Below are 14,213 nucleotides of genomic sequence, written 5' to 3' on the forward strand. Positions count from 1 at the left end.
TGCGCGACACCGACGAGGACGTCTTCCGCGCCGCGGAGGAGCTCGGCATCGACCTGTCCCGGCGCCCCAACGAAGGCGCGATGAACGTCGACGACATCTGAGGAACGACGGCCCGGCCCGAGAACCGTCCGCTGCGATGAGCGGCGGACGCTCGGGCCGGGCCGGGCTCCACCTGCTTCGGCGACGCCGGGCGCACCGGCATCCGCTGGGGCGTCTGGCCACCGTCGATGCCTCCGGGCAGCGGCCCTCGCCGTCGACGACCTGTCGTCGGCCTGCGGAATCGAGATCCGCGGCACTGCCGCGCTGAGCACCGGCTCCCACCAGCTCGGCAAGCACTTCAAGTTGGAACTCGACGCCTGAGCCTGCGCCGCATGCCTGAACAAAACGAAGCGGCACCCCGGTACGAAAGGCAACTCGTGGGTGCCGGTTCCGATTCAGGCTCATGTCCGAGCACCGGCGACAGCCCGACCCAGCCGAATCACCCCACGTTCGGCCGCCCGCGCAGATGGCGAGCTGCGAACGCGGTGGGCTGAGCAGATGAAGCGGGACAGGATCGCCGACGAGGCGCGGTGGCCAGATCAGCGTCTGGGGGTCACGGAACCGGTGTGGTGACGCTTGACCGTAAGGGGCCGCAGCAGCGGTTTGCCAGCCGTTAGAGGGTGGAGATCGCCTTTGTGGTCAGTTGCTGGGCGATGGCTGGTTGGCGGTTCTGGTCGTGTTGCGGTGTGCCTGGGCCCTTGTAGCCGATGCGGGCGAAGACCGGGCCTTTGAAGAGCATGACGCCCGAGTCCATGGGGGCCTTGTAAGCGCATGCCTTTGAGCGGCCGGCGCGGGGGATGGTGAGGGTGGTGTGGCACTCCCAGGTCTGCGCGGATCGGTAAAAGTCGGCCTCGGCGGTTTTGGTGTCGTTGGGGTCGTAGACCTTGGCGTCGACGGTCAGGGAGTCGGTCTTGTTGCGGCCGGTCCAGTAGCAGCCGGCGTAGTTGTAGGCCTGATCGTTGCTGATGATGCTGGGTTCGCCGGCGCGGTCGCCGACCAGGGACTCTGCCAGGGACGGGTCGACGAGGGCGCATGCGTCCAATGATCTCCTCGTGCCTCCGCCGCAGGAAGTAATGGGCAGCAGGCCGACGAGCACGGAGATCACCAGGAATGACCGCATAGAGCCTTCAGGAACGAGGGGTCGGGCTCATGAGCGTATCGCTCTGATGTCGCGGCAGTCGATTTATGCGCTGTTTGTTGCGATCCCGATTTGCTGAAATTGGGAAATATTGGCAGTTGTCCAGGTTTTGAAGGTTCGGGGTGGGTTGGTGGTGATTTGTTCTACCGTGCGGAGGACTTCCGCAGGGGTGTTGACGGCGGCGGCATACATGCTCAGGAGGGCGTCGACGACTTCAGCGGGAGCGAAGCCGCCGGTCATGGCCTCTCGGGCGGCTTCGGGGGATATTTCTTCGTAGCGGACGGGACGGCCAAGTGTTTCGCCGATGATTCTGGCCTGGTCGGCGTTGGTGAGGGACTCGGGGCCGGTCAGCAGCGGTTTCGTGCCGATGTGGGCGTCGGTGGTCAGGGCCTTGGCGGCCACGGCGGCGATGTCGCGTTCGTCGATGGGGGCGGTGTGCGCGTCGGCGTACGGGCCGCGGACGACGCCGTCGGCGCGGATCTGGTCGGCCCACTGGAGGGTGTTGGCGGCGAACGCGCCCGGCCGGAGGAAGGTCCATTCGAGGCCGGACGCCTCGATCTGGTTCTCGAACTCCAGGTGGTGCGCGCCGATGGGGTTGGGCGGGGCGGCCGCGGCCAGCGACGACAGCAGGACGACGCGGCGGACGCGGTTCTCGACGGCCCGGGTCAGGAGGTCGCCGAGGCCGTTCCAGAACACGGCCGGATTCATGAAGATCGACGTCACGCCGTTCAGGGGCAGGTCTTCGGTGCGGGCGACCTCGACCTCGGGTGGAAGGCCGGCGGTGGCGGGGGTGCGGGTGAGCGCGCGGACCTTGTGGCCGGCGCGGGCGAGTTCGTGGACGAGTGGGCGGCCCACGGCGCCGGTGGCGCCGGTGATGAGGATCATGAGATCCATCTTCATCTGAACGGTTGAACTTGTCAAACGAATGGATGAGTCAGCTCGCGGACACCTTTCGACAGGTTGCGGGCCGAGGCGCGTGCGCTGGCCCGTTTCAGTCATCCGCACGTTGTCACCCTGTACGACGCCGTACGTGAGAAGGGCACGTCCTGGCTTGTCCTGGAGTACGTGCCGAGCGGCAGCCTCGACAGGTGGCCGACCATCGAACCCGCGCTTGCCGCGCGTATCGGGGCGCAGATAGCGGACGCGTTGGCGGCGCTGCATGCCGAGGGCATCGTCCACTGCGACATCAAGCCGGGCAACATCGTCATCACCGAGAACGGGTCGGCCAAGCTGACCGACTTCGGTGCCGCCTACCGGGTCGAGGGCAGGGAGACGATCACCCCGAACGCAGGGATCGGTTACACGCGCGCTTTCGCCGCGCCGGAGGTCGTGCGGCGGCGTCCCGAGCCGGCGTCGGACGTGTTCTCGCTCGGCGCGACGGTCTACGCGCTGGTGGTGGGCGAGCCTCCGCGCCAGGGCGACGGCGATCGCTTTGCCGACGTGGGGCCGCTGGGCGAGGTGCTGGAGGCCATGCTCCGCCCAAGCCGGAGTCCCTCATCCGCGATCCCCGGATCGCCGACCCGTGCGCCCTCACCGAGCCCGCCGCGCTCCGCCGTTCCGGCCAGACCGAGCTCGACCGCGACTACGGCAACTTCGACCGCTGCGACGTGCTCGTGTACTCGGGCAAGGACCGCGTCGTTGACGTGAAGGTCGAGCTCAACAACGCGTCCGAGCCGGAGACGGCGGCACCGGCGAAGAGCGTCGGCACGGTCCGGCTCTTCGAGGATCCCGCGGAGAGCGACGAGTGCAACCGCACGCTGATCCTGACGACCGACCCCGGCACCAACGTCACGGTGACCGCGCGGCAGACCGAGGACGGCAAGGCGCCGCTCTGCGAGATCGCCGACGTCGCCGCCGCCGGTGCGATGGGCGTGCTGAACAAGGGGCCGATCGCGCGGCGTTCGCCGCCGTTCCCGGCGCGCTCGCTGGCGCATCGGAACGCCTGCGCGCTGCTCGGCGCCGACGCGCTCGACATCGTCCCCGGGATCGATGCCGGCGACCCGGACGTCGGGTTCGGCGGGTGGGACTGCGAGTGGCACAGCACCACCCGCGACCTCGACATCGAACTGCGTTTCGACCGGGACCAGCCCCTGACCGCGGCCGACGGCAACCCGACCAGGCTGCGCGGCTACCGCACGTTCATCGAGGCCGAGGGGGACGGCGAGGAGACCTGCCTGGTCAGGACGGTCGTCCGCGAATACGTCGACCAGAAGGGCCGGACCGCGATCGAGATGCTGTACCTGGTCGTGTCCGGAGAGCAGCCCGCCGACCGGCTCTGCTCGATGGGGACCCGGCTCGCCGATTCGGCCGCCGCCGCGCTCCCCTAGGAACGTTCCTGTTCACGTAAATGACAGGTTTCGCCGCTGTATGTGATCGTTATGATGCCTGGCCGGGACAAACCAGAGCATGACGACCACAGGGGTGAGACAGTGACGGATTCGGAGCAGGCGCCCGCGAAGCAGGGGCAGCGCCCTGCCGGGCAGAGCGGCGAGCGTCAGTGGGGCAGGGTACTGGGCGCGCTGGCGGGAGGGGCCTTGATGCTCTTCATGGGCTGGGGCTTCTTCGACGACAACTACCGGCAACCCCAGAGCGCCCTCAAGGAAGGCGTGCCAGGGGTGTACACCCTGGGCCACTGCACCAAGTCCAGGGGGAAGAGCTACTGCGGCGGCTCCTGGCGTTCCAACGACGGACGGGTCGTACGGGACCAGGTCGAGCTTCCCAACAAGAACGACGCCTCGGGTCTGAAGGAAGGGCAGACATTCCCCGCACACATCCGGGTCAGGGAGAGCGGAATCGAGCCGTTCGCACGTTCCGATGACGAGGGCCGCTCCAACATCACGCAGAAGGGGATCAGCGCGGCCGGGGTCGGCGTGATCGGCCTGATGCTGGTGGGCTTCGCCGGCCGCGGTGCCGTCCTTCGCCGGGACGCGAAGGCGTGGGGAGCGGTGGGCGTCCCGCTTTGGCTGGGCGTTGCCGCGGGCATCGTGATCTACGTGGTCTGGGCCGTCATGGGCGGTGGTTTCTGGGCTTGACGGCGGGGAGGCCGGCGCGGTTCACAGCGAGTGAGGGAGCTCGCGGCAGAGTGTCACACCCATCCCGTACGTTGCTCGCCATGGAGGAACAGCTCTCGGACATGCCGGACACCTGGCTGGCGCGGGCGCACCCGCGGCACGGCGGGCGGCACGTCCCGAAGGTCGAGATCGACGGCTCGGCGTCACGCCGGCTCGCCGAAGGGGTCGAGAAGGAATCGCACCGCGTCCAGAAGGCACTGGGGGCCAGCGGCGATCCTGGCATGATCGAGAGGACCCGCCGCTACCTGGACGGCCACGCCGATCCGGTGGGGGCCGCCGCGGTCGCGCTGCTCATGGTCACGAACCCGCTGGGCCGCCGCGGGTTCGTGCCGAGCTGGGTGGTGGACGCCTGGGCCGCCGACCACGGGGTCGCCTTCGCGGCGTGCGCCACCGCGGAACTCGACGAGGTCGAGGTCGTCAAGACGGGCGGCGGGGAAACTCCGATCATTCATTACCGGGACGGCGGCCTGCGTCTCCGAGGCAAAGACTGCCTGCTCCGCGCCCGCGCGCTCCTGGCGGCGGCCGGCGCGGGAGAGTACCGCGAAGCCGTCGAGGGTCTGGCGCGCCATCGCAGGTCACCGGGGCAGCGGCTGGAAACGGCCTACCTGGCGCCCACCCGGCTCGACTGGGTGGAGCACTGCTGCACCGATCCCGTGATCACCGGCCGCGACGCGCGCATGCACCATTGGATGCTGATCTGCGCGGTGAGCACGCCCGTCCACGCCGACCTGCTGGAACGCAATTTCAGCCCGAACAGGTACGTCTTGGCCGACGACAACATCGCCACGATGGTCGACGCGCTCGGCGAGGCGGCCGTCCCGCTGCTGACGAAGTGGATGCACGGCTGCGAGGTGGACACGGTCAAGATCCTCCTCCGCGGCCTGGCCGCCGTGCCGTCGGACGAGGCGGTCCAGGTCCTGGTCGACCGGGTCGGCGACAAGCACGCCCAGCCCGCGCTGATCGAGGCGATGCGGCGGTTCCCGGTGCGGGCGCTGCGGCTGCTGGGGCCGGTCGCCGCCGGTGCGAGCCGTCCCGCCGAGGTGGCCGCCGACATGTTGCGCGGTCACCTGCGCGCCCATCGCGACCTGGCCGTGTCCGCGCTGCCCGGCCTCCCCGACGAGGCCCGCAAGGTCATCGAGCCGATGCTGGACGCCATGGCCACCGACCTCGTTCCGGACGCGCCCGCCGACGCGCTGCCGAAGCTGCTGGTCGAGCCGCCGTGGACGGCCCGCCGCAAGAAGGCCAAGCCGGTCGTCATCACAGGCTTGACGGCGCCCAGCACCACGTCGATCGTCTGGGCGCCCGGTGAACGCGACCGGTGGGCGAACCTGTACAACACCCCGAGATTCGATGCGGACGACCCGGACGAGGTCATCGCGCGGTTCCGCCGGATGGGATCCTATGAGGTGGTCAACAGGCTCGCCGGAGGCCCCGAAGACGTGGCCCGGTGGCTGCTGGAACGCTGGAAGCCCGACCCGCGCTACCTCCACCCTGACTACTACGCGACGCGGGCCGTCCTCGCGAGGTTCGAGTACGACGCGCTCCATCTCGTCTCGGAGGTGCTCAACGCGCACAAGTCCGAATGCGGCGACCTGCTGCTGCCGTACCTGAGCGCGGAGACGGCGGCGCTCGCGGCCCGCTGGCTCGCCCGGGTGCGGCGGCAGCGCAAGGTCGCGCTGGCCTGGTTCGACCGGCACGGCCTCGAAGCCGTCCCGTTCCTGGTGCCCGCGGCCCTGGCCAAGCCCGGCGCGGCCCGGGGCGACGCGGAGGCGGCGCTGCGGCTGCTGGCGTCCCGGCATGGCGCCGCACCGATCGTCGAAGCCGCCCGGGCGCACGGCGACCAGGCCGCGGACGCGATCGCCGCGATGCTGGACACCGACCCGCTCGACGCCCTCCCGCCCCGGATGCCCAAGCTCGGCGCGTGGGCCGACCCCGGGCTGCTCCCCCAGGTGCTGCTGCGCGGCCGTGACCGCGCCCTGCCCGCCGAGGCCGCGGGGCACCTGCTCACCATGCTGGCGATCTCCAAGCCGGACGAGGTGTACCCGGGCGTGTACGCCGTCCGCGACCTGTGCGACCCGGAGTCGCTGGCCGGGTTCGCGTGGGAGGTCTTCCGCCGCTGGGACACCCACGGCGCCCAGTCCAGCGACGGCTGGGCGCTCACCCAGCTAGGCATGCTCGGCGACGACGGGACGGTGCGGCGCCTGTCGCCGCTGCTCCGTGCCTGGGCGACCGAGAAACGGACCCCGAGAATGGCCGCCGGCCTGGACGTCCTGGCCGCGATCGGCTCCGACGTCGCCCTCGTGCACCTGAACGGCATCGCGCTGTCGGCGCGTTCCGCGGCGCTGAAAAAACAGGCCCGCGAGCGTCTCGGCCAGGTCGCCGCCGACCTGGAACTGACCCCCGAGCAACTCGACGACCGCCTGGCCCCCGCCTTCGGCTTGGACGACGACGGCGGCATGACCCTCGACTACGGGCCGCGCCGCTTCAGGGTCGGCTTCGACGAGCAGCTCAAGCCGTACGTCATCGACCCCGACGGCAAGCCGCGCAAGGCGCTGCCCAAGCCGTCCGCGTCCGACGACCCGGAGCTCGGGCCCGCCGCCCACAAGCGGTTCGCCGCGCTGAAGAAGGACGTGGCCACGGTGGCGGCCGACCAGATCCGCCGCCTGGAACGCGCGCTGGCAGACCAGCGCCGCTGGCCGGCCGCCGAGTTCCGCGCGTTCGTCGTGGAGCACCCGCTGGTCTGGCACCTGGCCCGGCGCCTGGTGTGGACCGGCGAGGCGGAGGGACGGACCTTCACCTTCCGCATCGCCGAAGACCGCACCTTCGCCGACGTCACCGACGACGCGGTCACCCTCCCCGCCGAGGCCGAAGTCGTGATCGCCCATCCCGTCCACCTGGGGGAAGAGCTGGCGGCATGGTCGGACGTGTTCGCCGACTACGAGATCATCCAGCCGTTCCCCCAGCTCGGCCGCCGTGTCCACGCCCTCACCGACGAGGAGGGCGCCGGCGACCGCCTGGCGCGCTTCGAGGGCCTGGAGGTGCCCGGGGGCAAGCTCCTGGGCCTGCGCAACCGCGCCTGGGACGCGAGCGAGGCCGAGTACGGCAGCATCGACGAGATCTCCCGCAAGATCGCCCCCGGCCACCGCGCCGTCATCGCGTTCCGGCCCGGCTTCCAGGGCGAGCTCTACAGCCCCGACCTCGAGCAGAAGATCACCCGGGTGTCCGTGGTCGCCGCCGACTCCCCCCGCCCCCGCCCCCGCCTCGCCGACCTGGACCCGGCCGTGACCTCCGAGATCATCGCCGACCTGACCAACCTGACCTTCCAACCCCCAACCTGACCACCCACGCCAAGCCCCCAACCTGACCACCCACGCCAAGCCCGCCGACCTGTCCGATCGCGGACGGCTCCAACCGGTTCCGCTTCGCCGACCTGGACCCGGCTGTGACCTCCGAGATCATCGCCGACCTGACCAACCTGACCTCCCAACCTGACCACCACTGCCAAGCCCGCCGTCGCTGCGCGCGCACGCCCGCGCTCTGGCGCATCATGCGCCGCCGACGTCCGACGCGCTGCGGGAAGGGGGCCGTGCTGGGCGTGCCGCCTATCGCTTGCGGCCTGACACCGGGGTCATTGCACGCGGGGGTGCTCGTCGTCAGGGGCGGGGCTGGGTGCTTTCCAGGTAGCGGAGGACGGCGGTGACGCGGCGGTCGGCGCGGTCGGTGGGGGCCAGGTCGAGCTTGGCGAAGATGTTGCGGATGTGCTTGTGGACGGCGCCCTCGGTGACGAAGAGGCGTTCGGCGATGGCGGCGTTGCCCAGGCCCTCGGCCATCACGGCGAGCACGTCCCGCTCCCGGGGGCTCAGGCGTTCGAGCGCGGTGTCGGGGCGGGTGCGGGTCAGCAGTTGGGCGACGACGTCGGGGTCGATGGCCGTGCCGCCGTCGGCGACCCGGTGGAGGGCGTCGAGGAACTCTTCGACGCGGCCGACGCGCTCCTTGAGGAGGTAGCCGAGCCGGACGGCGCCGCTGGAGAGCAGTTCGGTGGCGAACGCCTGCTCGACGTACGCCGACAGCACGAGCACTGCCAGGTCGGGCCGGCGGCGCCTGGCCTCGACGGCCGCGACGATGCCTTCATCGGTGTGCGTCGGCGGCATCCGGACGTCGACGATGGCGACGTCGGGCTTGTGGGCGTCGACGGCTTCCAGGAACGCGTCCGGACGGTCGGTGGTGGCCACCACGTCCAGCGACTCCGCGCGCAGCAGCAGCGCGAGGCCTTCGCGCAGCAGCAGATCGTCCTCGGCGATCACAATCCGCATGGCAGTTCCACCTGGAGAATCGTCGGCCCACCGGCCGGGCTGGAGAGGGTGAGACGGCCGTCGTACGCCTCGATCCGGCGGCGGATGCCGACGATGCCGGAACCGTGGTGCTCGTCCGCGCCGCCCTTGCCGTCGTCCTCGATGCGCAGGGACAGCCGGTCGTCGTGGCGGCGGACGGTGACGGCCGCGTCGCGGGCGCCGCTGTGCTTGGAGATGTTGGTGAGCGCCTCGGCGACCACGAAGTAGGCGGTGGCCTCGACGGAGGCGGCGCACCGGCCGGGGACGTCCACGTCGAGCCGGCACGGCACGCCGCAGGACGCCGCGAGCCCGGCGAGCGCGCCGGCCAGTCCTCGGTCGGCCAGGACGGGCGGCAGGATGCCGCGCACGACCGTGCGGAGTTCGGCCAGTGCCTGCTCGGAGGCGGCCTGGGCGCGTTCGAGCATCTCCTCGGCGGCGGCGGGGTTGCGGGTGAGGGCCCGGCGGGTCGCGCCCAGCATGACGGTGACGGCGACGAGCTTGTTCTGCGTGCCGTCGTGCAGCGCCCGTTCGATGCGCCGCAGTTCGGTGGCGTGGGCGTCCAGTGCAGCGGCGCGGGTGGCGGACAGTTGCGCGATCCGCAGCGACAGGTCGGTGTCGGAGGTGGGGGCCAGGAGCCGCCGACCGGGCCACGCCTGGAGCCGGGCCATGCCGGGCCCGAGGCCCACGAGGACGGCGGCCCACACCAGGCCCATGAGCGCGATTCCGAGGGCGCCGACGAAGTCGTGCACGGCCCACAGTTCGGGGGAGCGGTCGGCGGCGTCGCCGGGGACCAGCCACCAGTACAGCGGGTACGTGAGGTTCCGCATGATCCAGATCGGCAGTGTCAGGCCGAGCACGCCGACGACCAGCCCGAGGGTGGCGTGCGCGGCCACCCAGCCCAGCTCCCGCCGGACGGCCGGATCCTTGAGCGCGGTGAGCGGGCGGGACGGGACCCGCTCCGGTCCGATGATCTCCGGGCCCCAGCGGGAGAGCCGGGCGCGCTCCCGGTCGGCGACGCCGCGCACCCCGCGCAGCGTGATGGGGACGAGCAGGAGGCCCACGCCGAGCAGGCAGGCCAGCGCGACCGCGACCAGCCAGGCCAGCGCGGTCAGCGCCAGGACGGCGGTGCCCAGACCGCCGATGAGATGTTCGAGCGCGTCCAGCGTGGCCCGGCCGGCGGCCATCACCTGCGGCCGGCCGATCCGCCGTGCTGAACCGGCCGGCGCGGACTCGCGGGTCGGCATCCGCACCTCCTCAGCGATCGCATTCCCCTCGGCCGGAGACGATATGGCACCTTTCGGACGCCTGTCAGGCCGTCACGCAAGGAGTACAGCCTGCTGTACCAAGGCTGACTTGCGTGCTGGATCGTCCCTGATGGCCGCGGCTCCTAGCGTGATGGCGCATTGAGCAGTCGATCGGTGAAGGAGTAACGCAGTGAGCGACCCGTACCGGATTTCGGAGGTCACCGAGGGGCCGCGTGCCGCTCGGCAGGGCGGGGCTCTGCGCCCGCTGCTGTGGCTGCTGCTGGTGATCTGCGCGTCCATCAACGCCCTGACCTCGGCCATCGGCCTCATGGCCGTCAGCGTCGTGTTCGGGGTGGCGGCGATGGGCTGCGTCGCCGCGCTGATCGTCCACCACTACAAGCACCGGCGCCCGTGAGGACCGCGGCCGCCGAGCACGGCCACCGGCAGGCGCCGGCGCAGGCGCCCGCCGTGGCGCTGGAGCGCGTCACCAAGACCTACGCCGGCGAGGTCCGCGCGCTGGACGAGGTGTCCCTCACCGTGGAGCCGGGCACTTTCGTCGCCGTGATGGGCCCGTCGGGGTCGGGCAAGAGCACGCTGATGCACTGCGCCGCCGGCCTGGACAAGCCGTCCAGCGGAAGCGTCTTCATCGACGGCACCCGGATCGACGGGATGAACGAGACCCGCCGTACCGAGCTGCGCCGGGAGCGTGTCGGGTTCATCTTCCAGTCCTACAACCTGGTGCCGTCGCTGAGCATCGCCGACAACATCACGCTGCCGCTGCGGCTGGCGGGCAAGGCACCGGACCGGGACTGGGTGCGGATGCTGGTCGAGCGGGTCGGGCTGGCCGAACGGCTGGGACGCCGTCCCGCCGAGTTGTCGGGCGGCCAGCAGCAGCGCGCCGCGATCGCCAGGGCGCTGGTCACCAGGCCGGCGGTCGTGTTCGCGGACGAGCCGACGGGCGCGCTGGACCTGCGCACGGCCCGCGAGGTGCTCGCCCTGCTGCGCGACCTGGTCGAGGGCCTCGGCCAGACCGTGGTGATGGTCACGCACGATCCGGCGGCCGCCGCGCGGGCGGACCGGGCGCTGGTCATGGCCGACGGGCGGGTCGTCGACACGATGGAGTCGCCGACCGCCGCCGACCTGGCCCACCGCATCACCACACTGGAAGTGGGGTAGGCGATGCTGCACCTGGCATTGCGGATGGCCCGCCATCGGATCGCCGCGCTCGTGGCCATCGCCTGCGCCACCTTGGGCGGCGGCGCGTTCGTCACCGGCATCGGCGTGCTGGCGGAGTCGGGGTTGCGGTCGCACGCGCCGGTCGACCGGCTCGCGCGCGCCGACGTCGTCGTGACGGCGAACCAGACGTACAGGCCGGGCGGAGACCTGCCGATCGCGCTGCCGGAACGCGCGCGGGTGCCGGGCGACCTGGCCGGACGGCTGGCACGGCTGCCCGGTGTCACCGCCGCGATCGGCGATCTGAGCTTTCCCGCCGCCGCCGTCGACGGGCGCGGCCGGATCGTCGCATCGGTGCGGGATCCGCGCACCGCGGGGCACGGCTGGTCCTCGACCGCGCTGCTGGACGCACCGCGCGTGGCCGGCACGGCACCGGCCCGTCCGGACGAGGTCGCCGTGGACGACGACACCGCGGCCGCCGCGGGCGTGGCGCCGGGCGGCCGGCTGACGGTGGTCGCGTCCGGCCGGCAGGCCACGTACCGCGTCTCGGCCGTGGTCACCGCGTCCGGGGGCGGGATCTTCTTCGCCGACCGGACGGCGATGGCGCTGGCCGGCCGTAGCGGGGGCACGGCCGACCTCGTCGCGTTGCGCACCGCTCCGGGCGCCCGCGAGTCGGTCGCCGAAGCGGCCCGGAAGATCGCGGGCGGCGGGCTGACGGTGTCCACCGGGGCGGACCGCGGTGACGCCGAGACGCCCGAGGCGATGTCCGCCCGGAACGTCCTGCCGCTGATGGCGGGCTCGCTCGCCGGGGTCACCCTGCTGGTCATCGGGTTCATCGTCGGTGGCGCCCTCGCGGTGTCGATCGGGGCGCAGCGACGGGACCTGGCCCTCATGCGGGCCGTGGGCGCGACCCCGAAACAGGTCCGCAGGCTCATCGCCCTGCAGGCCGCACTGGTCACGTTCGTGACGCTGGTTCCCGGTGTCCCGCTCGGCTACCTGATCGCGGAACGGTTGCGGGTGCTGCTGGTCAAGTCCGGGATGCTCGCGTCCGAGCTGCCGCTGACCGTCGGCCCGGCGCCCGGGGTCGCTGCGGTGCTCCTCATGGTCGTCGTCGTGCTGGCGTCGTCCTGGTGCGCGGCCTGGCGCGGCTCCCGGATGCCCGCGACCGAAGCGGTCGCCGAATCGCGCAGCGAACCCCGTACCCCTTCGAAGCGGCGCGGTTTCGCCGGGCTGCTGCTGCTCGTCGGGGCGAACATCGTCGCGGTCGCGCCGCTGCTGGCACGGTCGCAGGCCGGCGCGGCGGTGACGGCCCTCGCCGGCATCCTCGCCACCATCGGCCTGGCCCTGGCGGGCCCGGTCATGGTCAGCCGGCTCAGCCATGCGCTCGCTCGCAAGCTCCCCCCGCGCGCGTCGGCGCCGACCTGGCTGGCCGTGGCCAACACCCAGGGGTACACGCTGCGCGTCGCCGGCGCCGTCACCACCCTCGCCATGGCCGTGGTCTTCACCCTCACCTACGCCCTGAGCCAGACCACCATGCTGGGCGCCACGTCCGGTGACATCCGCGACGCAGGCCGCGCACAGTTCAGCCTGAGCGCGCCGGGCCTCGGTGGCCTGCCGGACGGCCTGCCCGCCGCGGCCGCGGCCACGCCCGGGGTGCGGGCGGCGGCCCCGGTCACCTCCACCACGGTCCTGTGGCCGTACAAGATGCTGGGTGAGACCGAGGTCGACAGCCGGTCCGCGCTGATGCTGACCCCGGCGGCGCCGGGCGTCCTCGACCTGGACGTGCGGTCCGGCAGCCTGGCGAACCTGAAGGGCAACACCGTCGCCGTCGACGCCGACGCCGCCAGGACGCGGAACGCGAAGGTCGGCCGCACGATCAGCCTGGTGCTCGGGGACGGTGCCCGGGTCGAGGCCCGGGTCGTCGCGGTCTACTCCCGCGGCCTCGGCTTCGGCCCCGTGGCGGTCTCCCGCGACCTCGCCGCCGGGCACACCACCACGGGACTCGACCAGAAAGTCCTGATCCGTACCGACGGGACGGACACCGCCCGGCGCAACGTCACCGCGCTGGCCGCGTCCCGTCCGGGCCTGGCCATCGGCGTCGAGGACGCGGGCCACGGCCCGGAGGGCGCGGACAGGATCCCGCCCGAACTGTGGATCAACATCGCGGTGCTCGGGGTGCTGCTCGGCTACCTCCTCCTCGGCATCGCCAACAAGCTCATCGCGACCACCGTCCAGCGCCGCCACGAGATCGCCGCGCTCCAGCTGATCGGCGCCACGCCGCGCCAGATCCGGTCGATGATGCGGCGGGAGGCGGCACTGATCTGCGCCGCCGCGCTCGGCACGGGCGTCCTGCTGTCGGTCGTGCCGCTGGTGTTCCTGGCCATCGGCTTCCTGAACCGGCCCTGGCCCGCCGGACCGCTCTGGCTGCTGCCCGCCGTCGCGGCCGTCGTGACCGCGATCGCGTTCCTCACCACCGAGATCCCCACCCGCCGGGCGCTGCGGACCCCGCCCGCGCAAGCCTTCACCCGTGCCTGACAGGCACAGCGGGCCGCCGCTCCCGACCAGTCTGATTCCAGAGGAAGTGTTCCCATGCCAGCCCCCCACGCCGAACCGCACACGACCGGCCGGAGCGATCGGTCTCGTCGACGGCGGCGGGTCATCGACCGCGTCGGGCTGCGGCACACCTACTGGCCCGGAGTCGGGGAGCAGCGGATCCGCGGCCGCCACCCGCACGGCTACCACCCCAAGAAGCCCGGGGGACCGCTGCTCGACGTCACCACCATGGACCCGTCCTGGGGCTGGGCGGCCGGCCAGCTGGTCACCCGTCCCAGCGACATCAACCGCTTCCTGACCTCGCTGCTGGGCGGCGAACTGCTCAAGCAGCAGCAGCTCAAGCAGATGCAGAAGACCGTCAAGGCGCCGGGCTTCCCGGCCGGCTGGCAGTACGGGCTCGGCCTCATGAAGATCTCGCTGAGCTGCGGCGGGGTGGCCTGGGGGCACGGCGGCGACATCCATGGCTACGAGAACCGCAACGCCGCCACCACCGACGGCAGGGCGGCAACGGTCGCCGTGACCGCACTGCCCCCCTCGGACGCCGCCGGCGAACACGTCAACGCCGTCCTCGACACCGCCATTTGCGACCGCCGTTAGGCGGGGGTCGCGGGCCTTCCCCGGAACGGCACACGGCGAGAGCCCCGAGTACAGCCAGCTGTACCAA

The 14,213-nt window shown here is 72.0% G+C and carries 12 protein-coding genes; 8 read left to right on the forward strand and 4 right to left on the reverse strand.

Annotation, left to right across the window (positions count from 1 at the left end):
- Window positions 1-652: 652 nt before the first annotated feature.
- Entirely contained in the window at window positions 653-1,144 is a 492-nt protein-coding gene (locus ABD340_RS04470) for a hypothetical protein (RefSeq protein WP_344587149.1), read from the reverse strand.
- Between the two features lie 78 nt (window positions 1,145-1,222).
- A complete protein-coding gene (locus ABD340_RS04475; RefSeq protein ID WP_344587151.1) occupies window positions 1,223-2,176 on the reverse strand; it encodes an NmrA family NAD(P)-binding protein in 954 nt (317 codons plus the stop codon).
- Between ABD340_RS04475 and ABD340_RS04480 the strand changes: the two genes are divergently transcribed.
- The 4 genes from ABD340_RS04480 to ABD340_RS04495 all read left to right on the forward strand — a co-directional run bounded on the left by ABD340_RS04480 (window position 2,138) and on the right by ABD340_RS04495 (window position 7,586).
- Complete coding sequence (locus ABD340_RS04480) at window positions 2,138-2,824, forward strand: serine/threonine-protein kinase (RefSeq protein ID WP_344587152.1); 687 nt, start codon at window positions 2,138-2,140, stop codon at window positions 2,822-2,824. The two genes, ABD340_RS04475 and ABD340_RS04480, sit on opposite strands and share 39 nt — an antisense overlap.
- Entirely contained in the window at window positions 2,821-3,504 is a 684-nt protein-coding gene (locus ABD340_RS04485; RefSeq protein ID WP_344587153.1) for a hypothetical protein, read from the forward strand. The genes ABD340_RS04480 and ABD340_RS04485 overlap by 4 nt, the downstream gene beginning before the upstream one ends.
- 102 nt (window positions 3,505-3,606) lie before the next feature.
- Window positions 3,607-4,209, forward strand: a complete 603-nt coding sequence (locus tag ABD340_RS04490) for a hypothetical protein (RefSeq protein ID WP_344587154.1) — start codon at window positions 3,607-3,609, stop codon at window positions 4,207-4,209.
- Window positions 4,210-4,289: 80 nt separating this feature from the next.
- Window positions 4,290-7,586: a DUF4132 domain-containing protein gene (locus ABD340_RS04495; protein ID WP_344587155.1), complete on the forward strand. Its 3,297-nt coding sequence runs from the start codon at window positions 4,290-4,292 to the stop codon at window positions 7,584-7,586.
- Between the two features lie 315 nt (window positions 7,587-7,901).
- On the opposite strand, the gene ABD340_RS04500 is transcribed toward ABD340_RS04495, so the two are convergent.
- Together ABD340_RS04500 and ABD340_RS04505 are read right to left on the reverse strand one after the other, a co-directional pair.
- Entirely contained in the window at window positions 7,902-8,561 is a 660-nt protein-coding gene (locus ABD340_RS04500) for a response regulator (RefSeq protein ID WP_344587157.1), read from the reverse strand.
- Window positions 8,549-9,823, reverse strand: a complete 1,275-nt coding sequence (locus ABD340_RS04505; protein ID WP_344587158.1) for a sensor histidine kinase — start codon at window positions 9,821-9,823, stop codon at window positions 8,549-8,551. Before ABD340_RS04505 ends, ABD340_RS04500 begins: the two co-directional genes overlap by 13 nt.
- A 190-nt stretch (window positions 9,824-10,013) precedes the next feature.
- Between ABD340_RS04505 and ABD340_RS04510 the strand changes: the two genes are divergently transcribed.
- The 4 genes from ABD340_RS04510 to ABD340_RS04525 are packed head-to-tail and all read left to right on the forward strand — an operon-like array spanning window position 10,014 to window position 14,146.
- On the forward strand, window positions 10,014-10,238 hold the full coding sequence (locus tag ABD340_RS04510) for a hypothetical protein (protein ID WP_344587159.1): 225 nt from the start codon (window positions 10,014-10,016) through the stop codon (window positions 10,236-10,238).
- Complete coding sequence (locus tag ABD340_RS04515; RefSeq protein ID WP_425547312.1) at window positions 10,235-10,999, forward strand: ABC transporter ATP-binding protein; 765 nt, start codon at window positions 10,235-10,237, stop codon at window positions 10,997-10,999. Before ABD340_RS04510 ends, ABD340_RS04515 begins: the two co-directional genes overlap by 4 nt.
- Before the next feature lie 3 nt (window positions 11,000-11,002).
- Entirely contained in the window at window positions 11,003-13,531 is a 2,529-nt protein-coding gene (locus ABD340_RS04520) for an FtsX-like permease family protein (RefSeq protein ID WP_344587160.1), read from the forward strand.
- Window positions 13,532-13,585: 54 nt separating this feature from the next.
- The gene (locus tag ABD340_RS04525; protein WP_344587161.1) at window positions 13,586-14,146 is read left to right on the forward strand and encodes a serine hydrolase; all 561 of its coding nucleotides are present in this window, start codon (window positions 13,586-13,588) and stop codon (window positions 14,144-14,146) included.
- Window positions 14,147-14,213 lie beyond the last annotated feature (67 nt).

Origin of the sequence: Actinomadura vinacea (genome assembly GCF_039532545.1) — a bacterium.
Taxonomy (GTDB): Bacteria; Actinomycetota; Actinomycetes; order Streptosporangiales; family Streptosporangiaceae; genus Spirillospora; species Spirillospora vinacea.